19 protein-coding genes are annotated in these 22,869 nt (G+C 73.6%); 3 read left to right on the top strand and 16 right to left on the bottom strand.

Features of this window, described 5'->3' with window-relative positions; genetic code table 11:
* Positions 1-186: 186 nt before the first annotated feature.
* The 7 genes from ligA to OF852_RS06060 all read right to left on the bottom strand — a co-directional run bounded on the left by ligA (position 187) and on the right by OF852_RS06060 (position 10,324).
* A complete protein-coding gene (ligA, locus tag OF852_RS06030) occupies positions 187-2,613 on the bottom strand; it encodes an NAD-dependent DNA ligase LigA (RefSeq protein ID WP_442908650.1) in 2,427 nt (808 codons plus the stop codon).
* 89 nt (positions 2,614-2,702) lie between these two features.
* Positions 2,703-4,055 carry a hypothetical protein gene (locus OF852_RS06035; RefSeq protein WP_271120895.1) on the bottom strand — a complete coding sequence of 451 codons (1,353 nt, stop codon included), beginning with the start codon at positions 4,053-4,055 and terminating at the stop codon, positions 2,703-2,705.
* Positions 4,056-4,112: 57 nt separating this feature from the next.
* Positions 4,113-5,567 (bottom strand): MFS transporter, encoded by a 1,455-nt coding sequence (locus OF852_RS06040; protein WP_271120896.1) that lies wholly within the window; start codon positions 5,565-5,567, stop codon positions 4,113-4,115.
* Positions 5,568-5,650: 83 nt separating this feature from the next.
* Complete coding sequence (locus OF852_RS06045) at positions 5,651-6,370, bottom strand: alpha/beta fold hydrolase (RefSeq protein ID WP_271120897.1); 720 nt, start codon at positions 6,368-6,370, stop codon at positions 5,651-5,653.
* Positions 6,367-7,479: a tRNA 2-thiouridine(34) synthase MnmA gene (gene mnmA / locus OF852_RS06050; RefSeq protein ID WP_271120898.1), complete on the bottom strand. Its 1,113-nt coding sequence runs from the start codon at positions 7,477-7,479 to the stop codon at positions 6,367-6,369. Before mnmA ends, OF852_RS06045 begins: the two co-directional genes overlap by 4 nt.
* 128 nt (positions 7,480-7,607) lie before the next feature.
* Entirely contained in the window at positions 7,608-9,068 is a 1,461-nt protein-coding gene (locus tag OF852_RS06055; protein WP_442908651.1) for an APC family permease, read from the bottom strand.
* Between the two features lie 41 nt (positions 9,069-9,109).
* A complete protein-coding gene (locus OF852_RS06060; RefSeq protein ID WP_271120899.1) occupies positions 9,110-10,324 on the bottom strand; it encodes a cysteine desulfurase family protein in 1,215 nt (404 codons plus the stop codon).
* Positions 10,325-10,393: 69 nt separating this feature from the next.
* On the opposite strand from OF852_RS06060, the gene glgX reads away from it, so the two are divergent.
* Genes glgX through ybaK form a run of 3 tightly spaced genes read left to right on the top strand, consistent with a single transcriptional unit; the run spans position 10,394 to position 13,225 of the window.
* Complete coding sequence (glgX, locus tag OF852_RS06065) at positions 10,394-12,448, top strand: glycogen debranching protein GlgX (protein ID WP_271120900.1); 2,055 nt, start codon at positions 10,394-10,396, stop codon at positions 12,446-12,448.
* 19 nt (positions 12,449-12,467) lie between these two features.
* Positions 12,468-12,755, top strand: coding sequence for a hypothetical protein (locus OF852_RS06070; RefSeq protein WP_271120901.1), 288 nt, complete (start codon positions 12,468-12,470; stop codon positions 12,753-12,755).
* Positions 12,752-13,225 (top strand): Cys-tRNA(Pro) deacylase, encoded by a 474-nt coding sequence (gene ybaK / locus OF852_RS06075; RefSeq protein WP_271120902.1) that lies wholly within the window; start codon positions 12,752-12,754, stop codon positions 13,223-13,225. The genes OF852_RS06070 and ybaK overlap by 4 nt, the downstream gene beginning before the upstream one ends.
* Before the next feature lie 70 nt (positions 13,226-13,295).
* On the opposite strand, the gene OF852_RS06080 is transcribed toward ybaK, so the two are convergent.
* The 9 genes from OF852_RS06080 to OF852_RS06120 all read right to left on the bottom strand — a co-directional run bounded on the left by OF852_RS06080 (position 13,296) and on the right by OF852_RS06120 (position 22,277).
* Positions 13,296-14,045, bottom strand: coding sequence for an LPXTG cell wall anchor domain-containing protein (locus OF852_RS06080; protein WP_271120903.1), 750 nt, complete (start codon positions 14,043-14,045; stop codon positions 13,296-13,298).
* Positions 14,042-15,865, bottom strand: coding sequence for a fibronectin type III domain-containing protein (locus OF852_RS06085; protein ID WP_271120904.1), 1,824 nt, complete (start codon positions 15,863-15,865; stop codon positions 14,042-14,044). The genes OF852_RS06080 and OF852_RS06085 overlap by 4 nt, the downstream gene beginning before the upstream one ends.
* Positions 15,862-16,449, bottom strand: a complete 588-nt coding sequence (locus tag OF852_RS06090; RefSeq protein ID WP_271120905.1) for a hypothetical protein — start codon at positions 16,447-16,449, stop codon at positions 15,862-15,864. Before OF852_RS06090 ends, OF852_RS06085 begins: the two co-directional genes overlap by 4 nt.
* A gap of 69 nt (positions 16,450-16,518) precedes the next feature.
* Entirely contained in the window at positions 16,519-17,082 is a 564-nt protein-coding gene (locus OF852_RS06095) for an alternate-type signal peptide domain-containing protein (RefSeq protein WP_271120906.1), read from the bottom strand.
* A gap of 254 nt (positions 17,083-17,336) precedes the next feature.
* Positions 17,337-18,065, bottom strand: a complete 729-nt coding sequence (locus OF852_RS06100; RefSeq protein ID WP_271120907.1) for a signal peptidase I — start codon at positions 18,063-18,065, stop codon at positions 17,337-17,339.
* Positions 18,062-18,787, bottom strand: coding sequence for an LPXTG cell wall anchor domain-containing protein (locus OF852_RS06105; RefSeq protein ID WP_271120908.1), 726 nt, complete (start codon positions 18,785-18,787; stop codon positions 18,062-18,064). The genes OF852_RS06100 and OF852_RS06105 overlap by 4 nt, the downstream gene beginning before the upstream one ends.
* Positions 18,787-21,027 (bottom strand): RICIN domain-containing protein, encoded by a 2,241-nt coding sequence (locus OF852_RS06110; RefSeq protein WP_271120909.1) that lies wholly within the window; start codon positions 21,025-21,027, stop codon positions 18,787-18,789. Before OF852_RS06110 ends, OF852_RS06105 begins: the two co-directional genes overlap by 1 nt.
* Positions 21,024-21,593, bottom strand: coding sequence for a hypothetical protein (locus OF852_RS06115; protein ID WP_271120910.1), 570 nt, complete (start codon positions 21,591-21,593; stop codon positions 21,024-21,026). Before OF852_RS06115 ends, OF852_RS06110 begins: the two co-directional genes overlap by 4 nt.
* A 111-nt stretch (positions 21,594-21,704) precedes the next feature.
* Positions 21,705-22,277, bottom strand: coding sequence for an alternate-type signal peptide domain-containing protein (locus OF852_RS06120; RefSeq protein WP_271120911.1), 573 nt, complete (start codon positions 22,275-22,277; stop codon positions 21,705-21,707).
* Positions 22,278-22,869 lie beyond the last annotated feature (592 nt).

Consider the following 22,869-nt stretch of genomic DNA (forward strand, 5'->3'; position numbering starts at 1 on the left):
CCCCTCGACCGATCGCGGCCGTGCGCCACCCTGGAGGCGCCCGACCGCTCCCTGTCATGGTAGACGACGTCGTGTACCCCGATCCAGGGGTCAGCCGAGGATTTCACCGACTGGAAACACGGCACGACGGGCGAGATCCGCTCGACTTGTACCCCGATGCCTGTCCCCCGAACAGGGGACGGATGCTCACTCCGCGGTGTCGTCGCCGGTCTTCCCGCCGTCTGCGGCCTCCTGCTCCTGCTCCGGCTCCGGCTCGCCCAGCGCCGCGGGGCCGCCGGCGACGAGGAGCGCGAACTGCGCGGCGTCGATGATGCGGACGCCGAGCGCCTCCGCCTTCTGCAGCTTCGACCCGGCTCCCGGACCCGCCGCGACGTAGTCGGTCTTCTTGCTCACGCTCGACGCGGCCTTGCCGCCGGCCTGCATGATCGCCTCCTGCGCCCCCTCCCGGGTGAAGCCCTCGAGCGTGCCCGTCGCGACGACCGTGAGCCCGGCGAGCGGACCGTCGGCACCGGCCGCGTTGCCGGGACCGGGGTGGCCGGGCGTCGCGAGCTGCACGCCCGCCGCCGCCCAGGCCTCCACGATGTCGCGATGCCAGTCGACCTCGAACCAGTCGAGGAGCGCGTCGGCGATGATGCCTCCCACGCCGTCGACCGCGGCGAGCTCCTCGCGGCTCGCGGCGCGGATCGCGTCGAGCGAGCCGAAGTAGCCCGCGAGCGCGCGCGCCGCGACCGGCCCGACATGCCGGATGTTGAGGCTCACGAGCATCCGCCAGAGCTCCTTCGTCTTCGCCTTCTCGAGCTCGGCGAGGAGCGTCAGGGCGGCCTCCGAGGGGAGCACGACGCGGTGGTCCTTCCGGAAGCCGGCCTTGCGCCGCTCGGCCGCATCCATGCCCGCCGCCTCCGGCGGGTACTCGAGCTCGATGCGCTGGAAGGGCGAGCGACGGCGGGGGGTGCCGTCCTCCTCGAGGCGCGGGAGGCCGGTCTCGCCGTCGCGGACGATGACCTCGATGCCGATGATGTCGTCGATCGTGAGCGCGAAGAGCCCCGCCTCGGTCTCGAGCGGCGGGCGCTCGGGGATCTCGGGCTGCGTGAGCGCGGCGGCACCGACCTCGCCGAGCCCCTCGATGTCGAGCGCGCCGCGCGAGCCGATGTGCTCGACGCGCCCCCGGACCTGCGCAGGGCAGGCGCGCGCATTCGGGCAGCGGAGGTCGATGTCGCCCTCCTTCGCGGGCGCGAGCGCGGTGCCGCATTCGGGGCAGTCGGCCGGCATGACGAACTCGCGCTCCGTGCCGTCGCGGAGCTCGACCACCGGCCCCAGGACCTCGGGGATGACGTCGCCCGCCTTGCGCAGCACGACGGTGTCGCCGATGAGCACGCCCTTCGCCTTCACGACGTCCTGGTTGTGGAGTGTCGCCTGACGCACCTCGCTGCCCGCGACGCGCACCTTCTGCATCGAGGCGTAGGGGGTGGCGCGTCCGGTGCGGCCGACGCTCACGACGATGTCGAGCAGCTTCGTGTTGACCTGCTCGGGCGGGTACTTGTAGGCGATCGCCCAGCGCGGCGCGCGGCTCGTGGCCCCGAGCTCGTCGTGCAGCGCCAGCTCGTCGACCTTCACGACGACCCCGTCGATCTCGTGCTCGACGCTGTGCCGGTGCTCGCCGTAGTGCGCGATGAACGCGGCCGCCTCGGCCGGCGTCGCGCGCACCGAGGAGTACGGGCTCGTCGGGAGGCCCCACTCGGCGAGGAGGGCGTAGACCTCCGACTGCGCCGTGACGGGCGGGTCCGGCCACGCGCCGACGCCGTGCACGTACAGCGCGAGCGACTCGACGCGGGCGAGGCCGGCCTCCTTCTCGAGGCCGTCCTTCTTGTCGAGCTGCTGGCGCAGCCCGCCGGCCGCCGCGTTGCGCGGATTCGCGAGCGCCGGGAAGCGGCGCGACGCGCTGAGCTCCGCCCTCTCCTCGTCGAAGGCCGCACGACCGCGCGCCTCCTCGACGACGCGCTCGCGCATGCTCGCCTGCAGCGCGTTGAGCGCGTCGAAGGCCTCCGTGCGCAGGAAGATCTCGCCGCGGACCTCGACCCGCTCGGGGTGCCCCTCGCCCGCGAGCTGCTGCGGGATTCCGCCGATCCGGAGGACGTTCGCCGTCACGTCCTCTCCCGTGACGCCGTCGCCGCGCGTCGCGGCGCTCACGAGCCTCCCCCGCTCGTAGCGGAGGTTGATCGCGAGGCCGTCGATCTTCAGCTCGCAGAGCAGGTCGACGTGGCGACCCGCATCGCGCTCGACCTTCGCGGCCCACTCGAGGAACTCCTCCTCGTCGAAGACGTTGTCGAGGCTGAGCATCCGCTCGGCGTGCACGACCGGCGCGAAGAGCGCCGAGACGCCGCCGCCGACCGTCTGCGTCGGGCTGTCCTGGCTCTGGAGCTCGGGGAACAGCCGCTCGATCGCCTCGAGGCGGTGCACGAGCGCGTCGTACTCCTCGTCGCTCGCGACCGCCGCATCCCGCTCGTAGTACGCCTCGCGGAGCTCGAGGATGCGCGAGGTCAGCGCCTCGACCTCCTCGCCCGCGGCGTCGCGCGTCAGGTCGTCGACGGGGATCTGCTCACCGGTCTCAGCCACGATGTCACGGTAGCGCGAGCCCCCGACGCCGCGGCGGCATCCCGAGCGCGCTCACGGCAAGCGGCGCGCGTCGCCCGGTCGAGCCCGGATCACTCGGGATGCGCCGCGCGCCAGGCGCTCACGAAGTCGAGCGCGGCCGCCTCGTCGCGACCGCCCTCGCGCAGCTCGCCGGGCACGATGACGCCGTCCCGGATGATGACGGTGCCGCTCGAGAACACGACCGAGACCTCGCGGCCGGACCACGCGCGAGCGCGATCGAGCCCCGCCGCGACCGCCGCCCCATCGATCTCGCGGCTCGAGAACGACACCCGGAGCGTGCCCGGGTCGAGGCGCAGCTCGCGGAGCTCGGGCACGGATGCGGCCACGCGGTCGCCCTCGGCCGCGAGCCCGACGATGCGCCCCGAGGGGCCGCTCACCCAGCCGCGGCCACCCCACAGCTGGACCTGCAGCGGGAGCGCCGAGGCCGGGACCTCCGCGACCGCCGCCGCGAGGTCGGCGAAGTCGCCGTCACCGCGCAGCTGCCAGGACTCGGGGTCCGTCAGGTCGTAGCCGGCCCCGGCCGCCTCGAGCACGCGCGCCGCCGCGAAGGGCGGGGACGACGCGCCGCCGACCGAGATCACGCGCCGCTCGGGACCGCCGTCCCCCGCCTCCACCTCGCCCGTCGCGGCGAGCCCGGCGCCTCGGAGCCCGGCATCGAGCCGCTCCGCGAGATCGACCACGGGGCCCTCGCCGCCGGTCGCGAGCGTCCAGTGCTCGCAGGGCTCGATGCGGGAGCGCTCGAGCCGCGGGTCGCCGACGATCTCGCGGAGCAGGGCGACGACCTCCCCCTCATCGAGGCAGGACGAGTCCTCACCCAGGCCGAGGGTCGTGGCGGGCCCGGCTCCGGCCTCCGCGCCCGGCGGCGTGCCCCGCACCTCGAGTGCGCCGATGCCGAGCCCGGCCCCGGCCGCACGGTGGTCGAGGAACGCGTCGACGGCGACCGACAGCTCCACCTCCGCCTCGGATCCCTCGCCGCTCGACCGGCCCGCCAGCACCCGGTCGTCGGCGAGCAGCTGCCGCCAGCCGGCGAGCGCACGATCGGTGTCCTCGCGCGTGCGGGCCACCTCCAGGATCACGGTGCCGCCCGCCTCGACGACCTCGACCTGCACGCCCGATCCCGCCTCCTCGCGGAGGTACCGCCCGGTCTCGTGCGCGAGGGCGTCGACCTCCGCCTCGTCGAGACCGTCCTCCAGCTCGACCTCGAGCGTGCCGGTGTACTGGAAGCCGCTGAAGAAGCCCGAGCCGTCGACCGAGGCGACGCCCGGCTGCCCGGCGAGCCAGCCGCGGGCGTCGTCGAACTGCTGCTGCCCGCATCCGGCCAGCGCGAGCGCGATCGCGATCGCCGTCGCCGCCGCACCACCACCTCGCGCCAGGACCCGTGCCCTGCTCATCTTCTCCACCACGCCCCGAGCCTAGGCGCACCCACCCGCAATCCTGGCGGGAGGGGGCGGGAGGCGGGGTCAGCGGGGCGTGCGGTTCGACTTCGTCAGGGGGTCGATGATGTCCTCGAGGCTCTTGCGCTCCGCCGCGACCCCGAAGATCGCCGCCACCACCGCGCCGAGGGCCATGACGCCCGCACCCACGTAGTACCCGATCGTGAGCGGGCCGCGGTCCTCGCCCTCCCCCACGAGCGAGGCGTACAGGGCGGGCGCGATCGCGCCGAAGATCTGGCCCACCGCGAACACGTAGCTGATGACCTGCGAGCGCATCTCGAGCGGGAAGATCTCGCTCACCGTGAGGTAGGCCGAGCTCGCGCCCGCCGAGGCGAAGAAGAACGAGACGCACCACAGGATGACGTGCACGGTCACGTCGATCGAGCCCGTCGAGAAGAGGAAGGCCGAGATCGCGAGCACGACCGCCGACACCCCGTAGGTGAGGGCGATCATCTGGCGACGGCCCCAGGTGTCGAAGAGCGGTCCGAGGAGCAGCGGCCCGAGCAGGTTGCCGATCGCGAAGGGGAAGAACATGAGCGGCACGGCCGACACCGGCAGCTCGTAGAAGTTCTGCAGCACGAGCGAGTAGGTGAAGAAGATCGCGTTGTACAGGAACGACTGCGTGATCATCATCGTCATGCCGACGAGGAGGCGCGTCGGGTGGTCGCGCAGCAGCACCCGCGCGATCGTGAGGAACGGCGTCCGCTTCTGCGGCACCAGCTCGATCGCCTTCTCGTCCGGCACCTCCTCGAGCTCGTGATGCGTCTCGTGCTCGACGTGGTGCTCGATGTCGTCGACCGTCTTCTCGGCCTCCTCCTCGCGGCCGTGCGTGATCAGCCAGCGCGGGGACTCCGGGATGTGCCGCCGCAGCGCGATGACCGCGAGCCCCAGGATCGGCCCGATGAAGAAGGCGATCCGCCAACCCACATCCTCCGCGAAGAGGTTCTGGTCGAGCAGGAAGACGCCCGCGAAGGAGCCCATGGCGGCACCGAACCAGTAGGTGCCGTTGACCGCGATGTCGACGCGCCCCCGGTAGTTCGAGGGGATCAGCTCGTCGATGGCCGAGTTGATCGCCGCGTACTCGCCGCCGATGCCCATGCCGGCGAGGAAGCGGAACACGAAGAAGAACTCCATGGTCGGCGAGAGGCCCGCGACGGCGCTCGCCACGAGGTAGATCGCGAGCGTGAGGATGAAGAGCTTCTTGCGGCCGAGGGAGTCGGCGAGGCGCCCGAAGACGAGCGCGCCGACCACCTGGCCGACGAGGTAGACCGTGCCGGCGATGCCGACATCCGCCGCCGACATCCCGAGCGTGTTCTCGTAGCCGCCGAGCGAGACGATCTGGATCTCGAGGCCGTCGAGGATCCAGCTGAAGCCGAGCCCGATGACGATCATCCAGTGGAATCTCGTCCACGGGAGCCGGTCCATGCGGGCCGGCACCAGGCTGCGGATGGTCTTCGCGGCTTCGCTCTCGGTCTGCGCCATTCCCCGGACGCTACGCCTGGGGGGAGGCGGGCGTGAGCCCGAGACGAGGGTCTCTCAGCCCGCGCGGAGGTTCCGGGATGCCGTCACAGCCGGTCGCGGAGGAGCGCCTCGGTGCCGGCCGGATCGAGCGTCGCCATGTCGTGCTTGGCACCGGGGAAGTCGCGCACCTCCCAGCCGGCGGCGGCGAGCTCGTGCGCGTGCCCGGGCCGGACGAGGATGCTGTCGGGCCCCCGCACGACCGTCGAGGGCACGGCGGGCGGCGCGACCGGCAGCGGCGAGCGCATGAGCTCCACGAAGACCGGGCGGACCATGCGGCGGTCCCACGCGGCGGAGCTGCGGGCGAAGCGGGCGCGGTTCTCGGCATCCAGTCCCGGGGTCCCGCGGGTGAACAGCCAGGCGAGCGCCGCGGGGGTGCCGGGCAGGTGCTCGAGCGCCCAGCCGAGAGGCGAGCGCGGCGTGAGCGCGAGCCGGAAGCCGGGGTCGAGGTAGACGGCGCGCGCGGGCCGGAGCCGCTCGACGGCGGTGGCGAGCACGCGCCCGCCGAGCGAATGCCCGATCACCCGGTCGGCGCCCGGCTCCAGCGTCTCCACGAGGTCGTCGGCGAAGTCCGCCACGCGGTAGGCGCCGGGCTCCGCGTGCGCGCTGCCGCCGTGACCGCGGAGGTCGACGGCCGTGACCGTGGCGTCGTGCCGCGCGGCGAGGAGCTCGGCGAAGTCGTGCCAGAGCTCGCTCGTGCCGTTGATGCCGTGGACGAGCTGGATGCGGCGCGCGCCGCTCCCCCAGCTGCGCGTCGCGAGCCTCATGCCGGGACGGCCGCCTGGTCCGCGCTCACCGTGCGGTCGATCGTGCACTGGCCGAGGACGCGCGTGCCGAGGTAGACGACGGCGGTCTGTCCGGGCGCGACGCCGCCGAGCGGGGCCTCCGGGCGGATGACGAGCTCGCCGCCCGCGACCCGCGCGGTCGCCGGGACGGGGTCGCCGTGCGCGCGGACCTGGACCTCGCAGGCGAAGGCGGTGGCGGCATCCTCGGGCGGCGCGCCCGCCCAGGTGAAGCGGGAGCCCGCGAGCTCGGCGATCGCGAGCGCCTCGCGCGGGCCGACGACGACCTCGTTCGTCCGGGGCCGCACCTCGAGCACGAAGCGCGGGCGGCCGTCCGGCGAGGGCACGCCGAGGCTCAGCCCCTTGCGCTGGCCGACCGTGAAGGCGTGGGCGCCCTCGTGGCGCCCGATGCGCTCCCCCGAGCGGTCGAGGATGTCGCCGGGCTCGGCCCCCACGCGCTCCGCGAGCCAGCCGCGGGTGTCGCCGTCGGGGATGAAGCAGATGTCGTAGCTGTCGGGCTTCTGCGCGACCGTCAGCCCGCGGGCGGCGGCCTCGGCGCGCACCTCGTCCTTCGAGGGCGTCGCGCCGAGCGGGAACACCGCGTGCGCGAGCTGCTCCTCCGTGAGCACGCCGAGCACGTAGGACTGGTCCTTCGCCCAGGCGGCGGCGCGGTGCAGCTCGCGGCGGCCCGCCGCATCCTCGCGGATCTCGGCGTAGTGGCCGGTCGCGACGGCGTCGAAGCCGAGCGCGAGGCCCTTCTCCAGGACCGCGGCGAACTTGATGCGCTCGTTGCAGCGCATGCAGGGGTTGGGGGTTCGTCCGGCCGCGTACTCGGCGGCGAAGTCGTCGACGACGTCGAGGGCGAAGCGCTCCGAGAAGTCCCAGACGTAGAAGGGGATGCCGAGGAGGTTCGCCGCCCGGCGCGCGTCCATCGCGTCCTCGATCGTGCAGCAGCCGCGGCTGCCGGTGCGCAGCGTGCCGCGCTGGCGGCTCAGCGCGAGGTGCACGCCGACGACCTCGTGGCCGGCGTCGACGAGCCGCGCGGCCGCAACGGCGCTGTCGACGCCGCCGCTCATCGCCGCGAGGATCCTCATGCCGCCAGGGTACGCGGCGTGGCGTGCGCAGGTGCGGCTCAGGGCGTCGTCGGAGGCGCTCACCGCCACGGCGGGCCGACTCAGCCGTGTCTGCGCACGAGCTCTCGTGCAGTTCGACCTCTGAGCGCTTAGCGGATCTGGTCGAGCTCCTGCGTCTCGTCCGGCACCTGCGCGGAGCGGGCGTAGCCGCGCACGCGGCGGTCGACGAAGGTCACCAGCCACAGCAGGAGCCCCGCCGCCAGCAGGACGAGCGCGATCTCGTACTGCTCGGCCTCGCGGCCCGAGGTCCACGGCAGCACGAGGTACACGCAGGCGATCGCGCCGATGACGGGCAGCGCCGTCGGCGTGCGGAAGTGGCGGTGCTCGACCCGATCCCGCCGCAGCACGAGGACCGCGACGTTGACCACCGCGAAGACGGCGAGCAGGAGCAGCGAGGTCGTGCCGCCCAGCAGCACGGCGATCGGGTTCGCGGGATCGATCGAGACGTAGGCGGTGAGCAGCAGCGCGATCGCGGTCGTGAACACGATGGCCGACCACGGCGTCCGGCGGCCGGGGAGCACCGCCTTGAGGAAGGGCGGCAGCACGCCCTGCCGGCTCATCCCGTAGAGCAGGCGGCTCGCCATCATCATGTTGATGAGCGCCGAGTTGCCGACCGCGAAGAGCGAGATGAAGGGCAGCAGCGACGCGATCGGGAAGCCGGGCGCGGCCGCCTCGACGACCGTCACGAGCGGGGTGTCGTTGCCGGCGAGCTCGCCGACCGGCACGAGCGCGACGGCGACCACCGAGACGAGCACGTAGACGATCGCCGTGATCCCGAGGCCGGTGAGCATGACGCGCGGGAAGATCCGCGACGGCTCCTTCACCTCCTCGGCCATGTTGACGCTGTCCTCGAAGCCGACCATGGCGAAGAACGCGAGCGAGGTCGCCGTGCTCACCGCGAGGAGCAGGGACTTCTCCTCCGGCGTCTCGAACATCGCCACCCGCGAGAAGTCGGCCTGCCCGGCGAACACGGCGCCGAACCCGATCGTGATGACGAGCAGGAGCCCCGAGAGCTCGATGCAGGTGAGCACCACGTTGAGGCCGACGCTCTCGGCGACACCGCGCAGGTTGACGAGCGCGATGAGCACCATGAAGCCGAGGGCGATCGGCAGCCGGACGCCGGGCTCCTCGGCGAACCCGAAGCCGATCGCGAAGTTGCTCGCGAAGGCGCCGCCCGCCGCCGACGCGGAGGTGATGCCGGAGCACATGACCGTGAATAGCACGAGGAAGGTGACGAGGTGGATGCCGAAGGCCTTGTGCGCGTACAGCGCGGCCCCGGCGGCGCGCGGGTACTTCGTCACGAGCTCGAGATACGAGCAGGCGGTGAGCGTCGCCACCGCGAAGGCGATGAGGAACGGGAGCCACGCGGCGCCGCCGACCTCCGCCGCCACCTGCCCGGTGAGCGCGTAGACGCCGGTGCCGAGGATGTCGCCGACGACGAAGAGGAGCAGGAGCTTCGGCCCCATCACCCGCTTGAGCTCGGGGCTGTCGGTCGGCGTGCCCCCGCCTGCCGCCGCGGTGCCACCGGCGCCATCGCCGTCGATCGCCATGCCCCATGGTCGACCTCGACCGCGCCCGCGCCCGCGGGGACTCAGCTCGCGCTCAGCTCGCCTCTGCGGCCCAGGAGCGGCCGCGCGGCGGCGAGCCCCGCCCGGCGCGCCTGCTCGACCGCCGGGGGCAGCGCCGAGAGCAGCGCCTCGATCTCGGCCTCCGCCGTCTCCGGCCCGAGCGTGAAGCGCAGCGCCCCGCGCGCCTCCGGCTCCGGCACGCCCATCGCGAGGAGGACGTGGGAGGGCTCCGGCACGCCCGCCTGGCAGGCGGAGCCGGTCGATACCGCGAACCCGGCGCCGTCGAGGAGGAAGAGCAGCGAGTCGCCCTCGCAGCCCGCGAAGGTGAGGTGCGCGTTGCCGGGCAGCCGGCCGGCCGCCTCGGGATCGCCTCGGAGCACGGCGCCGGGCACGCTCGCGAGGATGCCGGCGACGAGCCGGTCGCGCAGCTCCGCCATCCGCCCGGCCGTCTCCGGGAGGGACGCCGTCGCGAGTTCCGCCGCGAGCCCGAACGCGGCCGCGCCCGCCGCATCCTGCGTGCCGGATCGCCCGCGCTGCTGGCTGCCGCCGTGGAGCAGCGGCTCGACGACCGCCGAGCGCGCCAGCAGCAGCGCCCCCACGCCGACCGGACCGCCGATCTTGTGCGCCGAGACGCTCAGCGCCGCGACCCGGAGCGCGTGGAAGTCGATCGGCAGCTGCCCGAGCGAGGCGACCGCGTCGACGTGCACGGGGATGCCGTGGCGCGCGGCGAGGGCGGCGACCTCCGCGACCGGCTGGACGGTGCCGACCTCGTTGCTCGCGTGGAGCATCGTGATGAGCGCCACCTCGCCGCCCCGCTCGGCGAGCGCCGCCTCGAGCGCGTCGAGCCGCATCCGGCCCAGCGCGTCGACCGGCACGTGCTCGACGATCGCGCCCTCGTGGCGCTCGAGCCAGGCGACGCTGTCGAGCGCCGCGTGGTGCTCGGCCGCCGTCGAGAGGATGCGGCGCCGACGCGGGTCGGCGGCGAGCGCCGCCCACCACAGTCCCTTGATGCCGAGATTCACGGCCTCCGTGCCTCCCGAGGTCAGCACGACCTCGACGGCGTCTGCGCCGAGCGCCCGCGCGATCCGCTCGCGGCCCTCCTCGAGCAGCATCCTCGCCTCCTGGCCGGCGGCGTGGATCGAGGACGGGTTGCCGACGACGCCGAGCGCCGCCGTGTAGGCCGCGAGCACCTCGGGCCGGATCGGCGAGGTCGCCGCGTGGTCGAGATACACCGCCACGCCGCACCTCCCTGACCCTCGGACGGGCGCGAAACATCGCCGTCATCCCGGCTCACTACTCTAGATCGCATGCCCGGCCCCGATCCTCTGCGCGATCTCGGGCCCAGCCGCACCCCGGAGGGCACGCGCGTCCGGGTGTGGAGCGGCGCGGCCGACGCCCTCGAGCTCTGCGTGCTCGCCGAGCGCGACCGGGACCGGGTCACCGCTCGCATCCCGATGCGCCGCGACGCGCACGGCGTCTGGGAGGCGACCACGCCGCTCCTCCAGCCGGGCGGCCGCTACGCGATCCGGGCGCACGGCCCCCGGGGCGGCGCCGACCGCTTCGACGGCCGCCGGAGCCTCCTCGACCCGTACGCCCGCGGGATCTCGCGGTCCGCCTCGGGCGCCTGGCACAGCGAGCTCGTCGACGAGGGCTTCGACTGGGGCGGCATCGATCGTCCGCGCATCCCCATGGACCACACGGTGATCTACGAGGCCCACCTCAAGGGCCTCACGAAGCTGAGCCCCCACGTTCCCGAGGAGCTGCGCGGCACCTACGCGGGCCTCGCGCACGAGTCGACGATCGGCTACCTCCGGGATCTCGGCGTCACGACCGTCGAGCTGCTGCCGGTGCACCAGTTCACCAGCGAGGAGCGCCTCCAGCGGTTGGGGATGCCGAACTACTGGGGCTACAACACCCTCGGCTTCTTCGCGCCCCACGCGGCCTACGCGAGCCGGGCCGCGCGCGAGGGGGGCGCCGGCGCGGTGCTCCGCGAGTTCAAGGGCATGGTGCGCCTCCTCCACGAGGCGGGGCTCGAGGTCGTGCTCGACGTCGTCTACAACCACACCGCCGAGGAGGGGCCGACGGGGCCGACGAGCAGCCTCCGCGGGCTCGACGACGGCGCCTACTACCGGCGCATGGAGGACGGCTCGTACATCGACACGACGGGCTGCGGCAACACGCTCGACACCTCGCACCCGGCCGCCGCGCGCCTCGTGCTGGACTCCCTGCGCTACTGGGCCGGCGAGGTCCGGGTCGACGGCTTCCGCTTCGACCTCATGGCGAGTCTCGGGCGCGACGAGCACCACGCCTTCGACCCCGAGCACCCGCTGCTCCGCGCGATCCTCGACGACCCGGTGCTCGCCGACACCAAGCTCATCGCCGAGCCCTGGGATGTCGGGATCGGCGGCTGGCAGGTGGGCGGCTTCCCCGAGGGCTACCACGAGTGGAACGACGGCTACCGCGACCGCATCCGCAACTTCTGGCTGCGGGATGTCGCGAGCGCCCGCGAGGCCGGCACCGCGAGCGAGGGCATCGGCTCGCTCGCGCGGCGCATCGCCGGCTCGAACCACGTCTTCGCCCTCGAGCGCGGCCCGCTCGCCTCGATCGACTTCGTGACCGCGCACGACGGCTTCACCGCCTACGACCTCACCGCCTACGACCGGAAGCAGAACGGGGCGAACGGCGAGGAGGACCGCGACGGCACCGACGACAACCGGTCCTTCAACCACGGGGTCGAGGGGCCGACCGAGGATCGCGCGATCCGCACGGCGCGCGAGAAGGCGGTCCGCAACCTCCTCGGCACGCTCCTCCTCAGCGCCGGCGTGCCGATGATCACCGCCGGCGACGAGTACGGGCGCAGCCAGCGCGGCAACAACAACGCCTACTGCCACGACAGCGAGCTCACCTGGCTGAGCTGGGAGCGCGAGCCCTGGCAGGCCGAGATCCACGAGGTCGTCCGCACGCTCACCAGGCTGCGACGCGAGAACCCGGCCCTGCGGCCGGTGCGGTTCGGGCGCTGGGGCGAGCGGGTGCCGAGCGCGAACCAGATGGACTGGTACAACAAGCAGGGCGTCGCGATGTCGCTGGAGGACTGGGATTCGCCGGCCGAGCGCACGCTCCAGTACCTCGCCGCGTCGACGCCGGAGTTCGAGGAGCAGAACCGCATCCTGCTCGTCGTCCACGGGCTCGAGGAGGGGGTCGAGGTGGTGCTGCCCGAGCACGAGGGCGTCGCCGGCTACTCCCTCCTCTGGGACAGCTCCCACGACCTCCCGCACGAGGCGCGCGCCGCGGGCACCCATGCACCCGGCGCCCGCATCGAGGTCGACCCCACCTCCATGCTGCTGTTCCGGGCCGAGGGCTGAGCTCGGCTAGCCTGCCCTCATGAGCGAGCCGCCCTCCCCCGAGTCCGAGCCGGGTGCGCCGGAGCCGGCATCGGCGCCGACCGCGGGGATGCTGCCGCTGTCCGGCCTGTTCCTCGCGATCGCCGGGCTCGTCTTCGGGCCGCGGACCTTCGGCGTCGCGGCGGTCGCGGGGCTCGTGATCGGCGTCGTCTCGCTGCTCCGGGCCCGCCGCTCCGGCGCCCCGACGCTGGTGCCGATCGCGACGATCGTGATCGCCGCCGTCGCCCTCGCCCTCACCATCTGGACGCTCCCGCAGCTCATCGGATGAGCGGCACCCCGGCGACGACGGCGCTGCGTGCGGCCGGCATCCCCTTCCTCGAGCGGGCCTACGCGCACGACCCGCGCGCGAGGGGCTTCGGGCTCGAGGCGGCCGAGGCCCTCGGCGTCGAGCCCGAGCGGGTGTTCAAGACGCTCCTCGCGGAGCTCGACGGCGAGCTCGTCGTCGGCGTCGTGCCGGTGACGGGCACCCTCGACCTCAAGGCGCTCGCGGCGGCGCTCGGCGGGCGTCGGGCCGCCATGGCCGAGCCCCGTCTGGCCGAGCGGCGCACCGGCTACGTCGTCGGCGGGATCAGCCCCATCGGGCAGAGGACCCGGCACCGCACCGTCGTCGACGAGACGGCGGAGCTCTGGGATGCCGTGCTGGTCAGCGGCGGACGTCGCGGCCTGGACCTCGAGCTCGCCCCCGCGGATCTCGTGGCGGCGACTGGCGCGATCCTCGCGGCCATCGCCGGCCCGTAGTCCCGTCCCGCTCGACGAGGAGCGCGCGGAGGTCAGGCGGTCGCGACGAGCCCCGGCTCCGGGCGCCCGCTCAGGAGCGCTGGTCCCGGCGACGGCGACGGACGAGGATCAGCCCCAGCCCCAGCACGAGGCCCGCGACCACGGCCGCGCCGATCGGATCCGTGCCGGTGCGGCCGAGCAGGCCGGTGAGGCCCCCAGCGGGCTCGGCGCCTCCTCCGCCCGACCCGCCCGGGCCCGTCGCCGGCCCGTCACCGCCGCCGGCATCGCAGGCATCGGCCCCGAGCGGCCCGCCCGCCGCGTCGCGCATCGCCACGAGCAGGTCGAGTCGCGCCCACCCAGCTTGCGCCGTCCGCGCCGAGACGTCGTCGAGGCGGTACTCGAGATCCACCCGGGTCGTCCCGCCCGCCTCGATCGGCCGCGAGCCGACGAGCACGTCGCACGCCGCCAGCTCCGACAGCCACGCGCGCGAGTCCCCGCCGGTCGCGGCGTCGAGCACCCGCAGCTCGAGGCTCGAGCGCACCTCCGGCGAGCTCGCGGCGAGCTCGCCGACGCTCACCCGCAGGTGCGCGTCCACGGGCGCGGGGTTGCGCACCCACAGGCTGCGCGACTCCACCTCGTCCGGCGTCAGCGCCTCCGCCCCCTCGAACAGCGGGACGAGCGACTCGGGTGCGAAGTGCACGCCGTCCGTGCTCACGAGCAGCTCGACCGGCTCGTCGCCGTCCGCCGCGGACGCCGGCAGCGCCGTCGACACGGCGAGCAGGACCCCCGCGAGCGCCGTGAGCGCGAGGCGGAGCGCCCCTCGACCTCCCTCGGGCCTCACTGTCGGCTCATCCTGAATGACTGCGCCGGCCCGGGGTCGCACGCGGCCTGCTGGAGCTGCACGCCGGGCTCGGCCGAGGCGCCGGGCACCTCGACGCACCCGCCGCCCGCGCCGCGGACCTCGAGGCGGAGCGTGCCGCCCTCCTCCGGGATCGGCCGGAACTGCTGCGCCTCGGCGCCCGACCACTCGGCGACGAGGGCGAGCGCGCCGTCCGCGCTCGGCTCGCCGTCCTCGGCGGGGATCGTCCAGACGAGGGTCTCGTCGTCGACCGCGGTCACGCGATACCAGCCGTCGTCCGTCGCCACGAGGCGCCAGAGCCGCGCGGTCTCGGCACCGTCGCAGGTGTCCTGCAGCAGCCGCGCCGTGCCCGGCGAGGCCTCCTCGGCCGCGGCGCACAGCCCGCCCGCGGGATGCTCGACGAGGTAGCGCTGCGCCGGGTCGAAGGCGGTCACCATGCGGTGCACGGGGGACGCGGCCGAGACGTTGCCGGCGGCGTCGACCGCGCGGACGGCGAAGCCGTAGACCACGCCCGAGCTCAGGCCGCCGACCTCGAGCGTCGTCGACTCGGCGCCCACCTCGGCGATCTGCACGCCGTCACCGTACACCCGGTAGGCGGTGACCCCGCCCGGCCCGCTCGACGGCGCCCAGGCGAGCATCGTCCCGCTCGTCGTGGTGCCGCTCGTGCTCGGCGCCCCGGGCGCGCTCGGCGGCTCGACCGCCGCGGCGACGGAGATCGTGGGCGTCGGCGCGAGCACGCTGACGGGCCAGGCGCCGGGCACGAGGGACTGGCTCACGCGCGGCGTCACGACGAAGCTGCCGCCTCCCGACGCCGCCTCGAGCCGGAGCCGGAAGCGCACGACCGTCTCGGTGCCGGCCGGGATCCGCCCGCCGACGCTCGCATCCGCGCCCTCCCCGAGGCGCACCTGGAGCATGCCGTTGCCCAGGGTCACCGTGTCGTCGCCGGGCGCATCCGTGCCCGGCGCTCCGTCGACGAGGACGGCGTCCGTGACGGCCGAGACGACGGAGGGGAGCGGCGCCGTGAGCACGACCCGCTCCGAGCTGCCCGAGCCGGTGACGGCGACGCGGGTGGTGAGCTCGATCACGTCGCCGACGGTGTACCCGCCGTCCGGTGCGCTGACGTCGGCGACCGTGGTCGTCGCGCTCGCGCACGGCCCGGTCCCGAACTCCACGTCGTCGAGCAGGATGCCGCCCCCGGCATCCGCCGGGTCCGCCGGGTCCGCGGGCCGGATGCTGAGCTCCGTCACCGACTGCCCGGCGGGCACGAGGTAGGCGCCGACGTAGCGGACCCATCCGCCCCCGCCGTCCCGGTACCGCCCCTGGGCACTCCCCGCGCCCGGCGCGCCGATCACGAGGTCGACGCCCTCGGCGGCGGAGCGGGCGCGGTGCTGGAACGACCAGATGAGGGTGCGGCCCGGGGTCGTCGCGATCCGCTGCGAGATGCCGCCCGCGGCGGCGCGGTCGAGCTCGAGGTACTGCGCGCCGCGCGCGGCCTCGCCGCCCTCCGGGGTGCTCGCCCGGAGCGTGATGGGAACGGCGGCCCCCGCGCCGTCGCGGGCCGTCCACCCCGGCACGGAGCCGTCGGGCAGGTCCTCGGACGAGCCGGGGGCGATGGCGGGCGACTCGAGATCGCCGTTCTCGATCGACACGGGCGTCGTGCACACCTGGCGCAGATCGGCGACCCTGGGCGTCGGCGCGAGGTGTGCGCTCGTGCTCCAGAGCGCCTGCGCGCCGCTCGCCGCGGCGAGGAGCAGGAAGATGCTCGCACCGAGGAGCGCCGCGAGGCGGAGGCGAGGGCTCACGAGGGCACCTGCATCCCGGTGAGCACGATCGTGACGGGGCTCAGCGCGCCCTGGAAGCTCGGGACGAGCTGGGTGCCGAGCCGCGCCTCGACACAGAGCCGGACGGACTCGCCGGGCTCGAGGACGGCGGGCGGGAAGTCCACGTCCAGCGGCGCGGACGGCGCCGTGACCACACAGGCCTCCTCCTCGGTCGCCCGCACCGCGATGGCGAGCATGGCGCGGAGGTTCGGATTCGAGATCGTCGTGCTCGAGCGCTGCACCTCGAGCGTCGTGTCGCCCGTGTTCGTCAACGTGACCGGCTCCGCGGTGATCGTGGACTGCCCGGGGACGAGCGGCGTGGCGCTGAACCCCGGCAGCGCGGCGCTCGTCGCGCCGTCGAGCTCGAGACCGACGGTGCCGGTCGAGATGGTCGCCTCGGCGCCCGGCGAGGCGCCGAACCAGAGCGCCGAGGTCGCGCCGCCGGCGACCACGGCGGCGACGACCGCACCGAGCACGAGGACCGCGGAGCCGAGCATGGCACGGACCCGGGTCGCCGACGTCGCGTGGCCCTGGCCGGGTCGCGCGGGGGGTCGGATCGGGCTCACGGTCGGTCCTCCTCTCGGTGCTCGGGGCGGGCGGACGGGGTGCGCCGAGGTTCGGCGCACCCCGGGACGCTAGGGACGCAGCTGCTCGAGGACGAAGCGCGCGCCGCTGAGGTCGATGCCGGAGCTGAGCCCCTGGCCGGTCTGGCCGGCGGCGTCGGCGCTGAAGCTCACCCGGATCTGGACCTCGAAGCGCGAGGTGCCGCCATCGGCGGGCTCGATCTCGATGTCCGTGTCGCCGACGCGGACGATCTCGGCGTCGCCCGACACCTTCGTCGCGAGGAAGGTGACCTGGACGTCGTCGCTCAGCGACTCGTCGATCTCGATCGAGCCCGGCTCGTAGCTGAAGCGGGCGTGGAGGTTCTTGCCGGTCGCGATGACGTCGGCGGACTGGGTGAAGGTGACGACGTCGCCCGGCACGAGCAGGTCGGTCTCGGGCGACCATTCGCTCGGCGTGCCGGAGGAGACGTCGGCCCATCGCGCGTCGGCGACCGGCTGGATGTCGAGCCGTCCCGTGGAGATCGTGCCGCCCTGGATGGCCGCGGAGTCGTTCCAGAGGGCGAAGGTGCCGGCGCCGCCGAGGAGCAGCGCGACGCCCGCGGCGGTGGCGATCGAGCCCTTGACGAGCTTGTTCATGATGCGATTCCTTTCGCGGCAGCTGCGCGTGCCGGCGTGCGGGCACGACTCTTCGCGGCCGCAGGGGGCCGATCGGGAGCACGCACCTCGGAGTGTGGCGTTCGGACGGTGCTGGAGCCCGCCGGCGCCTCCGCCCGGTGACGGAAGCGAGTCGCGCGGCTCCGTGACTGGCACGCTACGTCGTGGGCGACGAGCATGACAACAACTCAGTTCACCCCACTCCGGGGGGATCGGGGCGCGGCGGCGCCCCCACTTCAGGTGTCGTGCCCGGCCTGCTGCTCGGCGGCCGTCGCCCTCTCGCGGCGACGCCGGCTCCCGTCGCGGACGGCGGTGATGACCATCCACCCGGTGTAGGAGAACAGCAGCCCGGCGGCGATGCCGACGAACCAGGGGCGCTGCTCGCCGTTGACGGCGCTGTTGACCCAGCCGAGCAGCGGGATCGAGTACCAGAGCTCGGCCTGCACCTGGATCGGGCGCACCGGGTCCGGGTCGGGGACGGCGTTGTTGTCGCCCTGCAGGACGAGCCGCGGCTCGCCGTCGGAGCTGCTCGTGAAGCCGATCACGCGGTGGGTGATCACCGTGGGGTCGCCCGAGCGCACCTGATAGGTGATGACGTCGCCGACCTCGATGTCGTCGAAGTCGACCGGCCTCACGACGAGCAGGGTGCCGGGCGGGAGGTCGGGCTCCATGGAGTTGGTGAGCACCGTGAGCGGCATCCCGCCCGCGACCTTCGGGATCACGATGACGATCGCGGCGAGCGCGACGACGAGGAGCAGCAGCGCCGCGCTCAGCGAGATGCCGAGGTAGGAGAGGATGCCGCGCTCGCGCTTCGCCGGGTCGGCGGGAGCGGGCTCCGGCGACGCGTCGAGCGCGTCCTCCGACGCCGCCGGGGCGGCGGCGTCCTCACGCTCGGGGGCGCGCGACGAGAGGTCGGGGTCGACCGCGGGCGTCTCGATCGGCTCGTGCCGGCGGCGCGGGCTCACCGATCCTCCGCACGGCGGCGGCGCCGGCCGAGGACGAGGAGGAGGCCGACGCCGACGAGCGCGGCGGCGCCGACGAACCACCCGCTCACCTCGGTGCCCGTGTGACCGAGCATCGAGGGACCGCCCGCTCCCGCGGGGTCCACCGGCACGAAGGGCACGTCCACGCCGTCATCCTCGCAGGCGTCGGCCGGGAACGGCCCCGCCGCGCCGTCGCGCATGGCCGCCCGCAGGCGCAGGCTGCCCGCCTTGAGCTGGGCGGTCATCCCGTCGACGTCGAGCATCGCCACCGAGAAGTCGACGCGCATGGTGCGACCGGCTCGGATCAGCCGGCTCGGCACGACGATGTCGCACCGGCGCAGCTCGTCGAACATGGTCGTGGTCTCCCAGCCGCGCGAGACGTCGTCGGCCGTGATGCTGAGGTTCGAGGCGAGCTCGGGCGACAGGATGGAGACGTCGGCGACGCTGATCCGCAGCTGGGCGTCGTCGCCGGTGGCGTTGCGGATCCAGATGCTCCGGGTGTGCGAGCCGAGCGGCGCGAGCGCCTCCATGTCCTCGAAGAGCCCGCCGCCGAACCCGCTGAAGAAGTTGACCCCGTCGTCGCTCACGAGCAGCTGGCCGCCGGAGGCGCTCGCCGACGTCGCGGGGGCGAGCGCGAGGCCCGCCGCCGCGGTGACGGCGATCGCGAGGCCCGCGATCGCACGACGCACGATCCCGGCGCCCATCAGTTCACCGGGGTGAGCCGGAAGGACTGCGCCCACGTCGTGTTGCACTCGTACTGCTGGAGCTGCACCCCGGTCGCGGTCGAGGCGTTCGGCACGTCGAGGCACTTGCCGCTGCTCCGGATCTGGAAGGTCCAGGTCCCGCGGTCCGCCTCGGCGACGGGTCGGAACTCCGCCCATTCGGGCGCGTCGGTCACATCGCGGTAGATGGCCTGCGCGCCGTTGTTCGTGTCCGGCACCGTCGAGGTCTGCGGCTGGATCATCCACCCGCCCATGGCGTTGCTCGTGCGGACGGTGTACCACCCGTCGTTCGTGGCCACGAACCGCCAGCGCTGGTTCCCCATCGCGGTGGCGCAGGCGACCTGCTGGAGGATGCCGACCGCGTTCGTGTACGGCGTCTGGACGCAGAGACCGCTGTTGAGGTTCTGGATCGAGTAGTACTGGCTCTGGTTGAACTGGGTCGCGGAGACGGCGGTCGACGCGGTCGAGATGTTGCCCGCGGCGTCCACGGCGCGCACGGTCCAGGTGTAGGTGGAGCCGGCGGTGAGCCCGGAGACGGTCGCGCTGAGCGACGAGGTGCTCGCGGCGAGGACGCCGTCGCGGTAGACGCGGTAGCCGGTGACGCCGACGTTGTCGCTGGATGCGCTCCAGGCGATGCGCGCCTGCGTCCCGTTGGTGCTGTTCGTCGCCGGCCCCGCGGTGACGTTCCCGGGCGCCGTCGGCGCCTGGGTGTCGACGACGGTGGTCGCGCCCGACGCGGAGTTGTTCGAGGTCACGTGGTCGTGCGTCGCGGAGGAGGCGATGGCGGCCCCCACCGAGTACGAGGCGCCCATCGTCGGGTTCGCCGGCACGTTCCGCGTCACGGAGACGGTCTGGGCCTGCCCCGAGGCGAGCGTGCCCTGATAGGTGCAGTTCGAGACGTTCGACGCGAAGGCCGTGCAGATGAATCCGGTGCCGGAGGGGATGCCGGATCCCGTGACGCCGCTCGGCAGGGTGACCGAGACCACCGGACCGGTGGTCGCCGACGGCCCGTTGTTCGCGAGGCGGATCGTCCAGGTGACGGGCGTCGCGGTGCTGGTCCGGTTGACGGCGGCGGGGTTCGCCGTGACGCCGACCGCGAGGTCCGCGGCGGGGCCGACCGAGATCGGCGCGCCCGGCGAGACCGCGGTGCGCCCCCAGTTCGGCGCCAGGTCGTTGACGTACTCCACCGACGGCGCGTGCGGCACGGTGCGCTCGGCGGCGGACGCCTGGATCGTGGCCCGGTACCGAAGGACGATGGTCGTGCCCTGTGCGATGCTGCCGCCCTGGCTCGAGGTCGCGCCGGCGCCCAGCCGCGCGGTGAGCGTGCGCGAGCCGCTCGCGTAGTCCACCGGATCGCTGTCGGCGGCGGCGGTGCGCGAGGTGCCGTTGATGGAGATGGAGCTCGACACGAGCTCGACCCCGGCGGGCAGCGGGAAGGCGTACGTCGACCAGAGACCGGGGCTGCTGCCCTCGTTCGTGACCGTCTCGGTGTACTCGACGACATCCCCGACGCGGTAGGCGCCGCCCGGGTTCGTGATGTTGGCCGCCGCCGAGTCGATCTCGAGGCAGGGGCCGGAGCCGAAGGACACGTCGTCGAGGAGGTTGCCGATCGTGCGGTCGCCCGAGCCGGTCGCGACCGCCTTGAAGGCGAGCTGCGTCATGGTCTGCCCGGCGGGGACGACGTAGGCGCCCGAGTAGCGGACCCAGGCCGCGGTGCTCGTCTTGAACTGCCCCTGCGAGTCGGCGGCCTGCGGCGTGCCGACGGCTCCGATGAAGAGCTCCATCGTGTCGGTGCCCTGGCGTGCGCGGTGCAGGAGCGACCACTGCAGGACCTGGCCCGGCGTCGTGGCGATGGACTGGAAGAGGGTGCCGGGGGCGTTCGCGTTGAGCTCGACGAACTGGTTGCCGACGGGCGGCTCCTTGCCCTCCGTCGTGCCCTTCCAGACCTCGATGGGGGCGACGGCGCCGGTGTCGTCGACGCTGCGCCATCCGGGCATGTTGCCGTTCGCCACGTTGTAGTACGTGTTCGGGACGACCGGCTCCTCGAAGCTCGCGTTGACGAGCGCGGTGACGTTCTGGCAGGCGTCCTGGAGGTTCGCGACGCGGACGGTGCCGCCGGTGGTCGCGCTCGTGGCCCAGAGCGCCCAGGCGCTGCCGGTGCCGGCCAGGAAGACGAAGAGGACGATCCCGAGGATCGCCGCGATGCGGGTGCGCAGGCTCACGGTCGCACCTGCGTTCCGCCGATGCTGACGGTGAAGTCGCTCGCGACGCCCTGGAGGCTCGCGGGCGCCGTCGAGGCGAGGCGCACCTCGACGCAGAGCTTCGCGGTCGCGTTCTTCGCGAGCGTGAAGGCGGTGAAGCTGGCGGGCAGCGGCTCCGAGGCCGGGGTCACCGTGCAGGAGGTGCCGGTGGTGGTCCGCACCGAGATGTTCAGCGAGCCGGCGAGGCCGGAGTGCGCGATGCTCGTCCCGGTGATCGAGACGGACAGCGGGACGTCGCTGGCGTTGCGCAGCACGAGCGGCTGGGCGGGGACGACCGAGCGTCCGGGCAGCAGCGGCGTCGTGCTGAGGTTCGGCATCGTGTACGCCGTGACGTCGTTGATGGTGAGCGTCGTCTGCCCGGTCTTGAGGGTCGCGCCGCTCGCGGGGACGGCGCCGTTCCAGAAGGCCCAGGTGGTGCCCGCGGCCGAGACCGAGATGAAGATGGCGAGGAGGAAGATCGCCGTGGTGGTGAGGAGCGCGCGGACGGCGACGGGGATTCGGCCCAGACGCGCGGTGCTGCTGCTCATCTCGTCCTCCTCCTGTCTGCGTGTCGTGGCGTCGTCGTGTCGTGTCGTGCGGGGTCGGCGGCCGGACCGCCGATGGGGCGCGCCGCGAGATCGCGGCGCGCCCCGCTGGTGCTACGGGCGGACCTGGGTCAGCGCGAAGTTCGCCGCGGCGAGGTTGATCGTCGCGTTCTGGCCGTTGGCGCCGGTGAGGCCCGTCTTGCTGAGCTCGATGTCGATCGTGACCTTGACGGTGGTGTCGCCGGCGGTCGTCGGGGTGATCGTGAACTTGTTGGTGCCCGCACCCTGCGACACGACGGTCGCGTTGCCGGTGCCGACGATCGCCGCGCCGACCGTGACGGTCGTCGCCGAGGAGAGCGAGGCGGGGATGGCGTTGGCGCCGGGGGCGAAGGCGAGCTCGGCCTTGAGGTTCTTGCCGGACGCCTTGATGGTGACGTTCTGCTCGAAGCGGACCTTGTCGCCGGGGACCATGCGGAACGTGGCCGGGCTGATGGTGGCGGGCGTGACGTCGCTCGAGACGTCCTGCCAGGTGCCGGCGCCGCTGAGGTCGATCCCGAGCTCACCGGTCGAGATGTTGCTCGAGCTGATGTTCTCGGAGTCGTTCCACAGCGCGAAGGTGCCCGCGCCGCCGAGGAGGAGGGCGATGCCGGCAGCACCGGCGATGGAGCCCTTGAGGAGCTTGTTCATTTCGGGTATTCCTTTCGCAAGATCCACCGTCGACGGGCATGCGAGATCGCCGCTGATCGGCCGCTAGGGTTCGGCCGATCGGCGGCCAGCCGGCACGCCGGTCGCCGGCCGCTAGGGTTCGGCCGGTCGGTGGGTGCCTCGGGTGGCGTTCGGGTATTCGGGTTGTCGGGGAAGCGGGTTTTCGCGGCTCCTCGAGTTTCGGGCTCGAAGAGCGGTGTTCCCCCGCTGAAAACACTACGTGTCCTCCATAGCGCGGACAAGGTGACACGACGTACCCAATGCGGGGGTGACGCGAAAACGCTTCCAGAATCCATTATATGGATCTTGATCAGGCATTTGCCCGATTTTGACTGAATGCTCCCGCATCGATCCGCTTCGGAGATCGGGGTACATGTTTCCCACATCACCCCCGTCCGGGGGCACGATCGGGGGACAACTCGGGGGACGCGCGACGGGCCGCCGCGGGGATGGCGCCGACGGCGCGCGCCGACCTTCAACGGGGCCTGAAAGTCCTGACCGCGCCCGCCACCCGCGCGATACGGTCGAGACGTGGCGAACACCGCGAAGGACCACCAGAGCCCGCAGGACCGGC

The organism is Homoserinibacter sp. YIM 151385, assembly GCF_027912415.1.
Classification (GTDB): domain Bacteria; phylum Actinomycetota; class Actinomycetes; order Actinomycetales; family Microbacteriaceae; genus Schumannella.

What these genes read in the sequence shown, in the direction of transcription:
- OF852_RS06040 (WP_271120896.1), bottom strand. Translation starts at nt 5,567, where the DNA reads ATGGCGCAGACCGAGAGCGAAGCCGCGAAGACCATCCGCAGCCTGGTG.
- OF852_RS06045 (WP_271120897.1), bottom strand. Translation starts at nt 6,370, where the DNA reads ATGAGGCTCGCGACGCGCAGCTGGGGGAGCGGCGCGCGCCGCATCCAG.
- mnmA (WP_271120898.1), bottom strand. Translation starts at nt 7,479, where the DNA reads ATGAGGATCCTCGCGGCGATGAGCGGCGGCGTCGACAGCGCCGTTGCG.
- OF852_RS06055 (WP_442908651.1), bottom strand. Translation starts at nt 9,068, where the DNA reads ATGGCGATCGACGGCGATGGCGCCGGTGGCACCGCGGCGGCAGGCGGG.
- glgX (WP_271120900.1), top strand. Translation starts at nt 10,394, where the DNA reads ATGCCCGGCCCCGATCCTCTGCGCGATCTCGGGCCCAGCCGCACCCCG.
- OF852_RS06070 (WP_271120901.1), top strand. Translation starts at nt 12,468, where the DNA reads ATGAGCGAGCCGCCCTCCCCCGAGTCCGAGCCGGGTGCGCCGGAGCCG.
- ybaK (WP_271120902.1), top strand. Translation starts at nt 12,752, where the DNA reads ATGAGCGGCACCCCGGCGACGACGGCGCTGCGTGCGGCCGGCATCCCC.
- OF852_RS06095 (WP_271120906.1), bottom strand. Translation starts at nt 17,082, where the DNA reads ATGAACAAGCTCGTCAAGGGCTCGATCGCCACCGCCGCGGGCGTCGCG.
- OF852_RS06105 (WP_271120908.1), bottom strand. Translation starts at nt 18,787, where the DNA reads ATGGGCGCCGGGATCGTGCGTCGTGCGATCGCGGGCCTCGCGATCGCC.
- OF852_RS06115 (WP_271120910.1), bottom strand. Translation starts at nt 21,593, where the DNA reads ATGAGCAGCAGCACCGCGCGTCTGGGCCGAATCCCCGTCGCCGTCCGC.
- OF852_RS06120 (WP_271120911.1), bottom strand. Translation starts at nt 22,277, where the DNA reads ATGAACAAGCTCCTCAAGGGCTCCATCGCCGGTGCTGCCGGCATCGCC.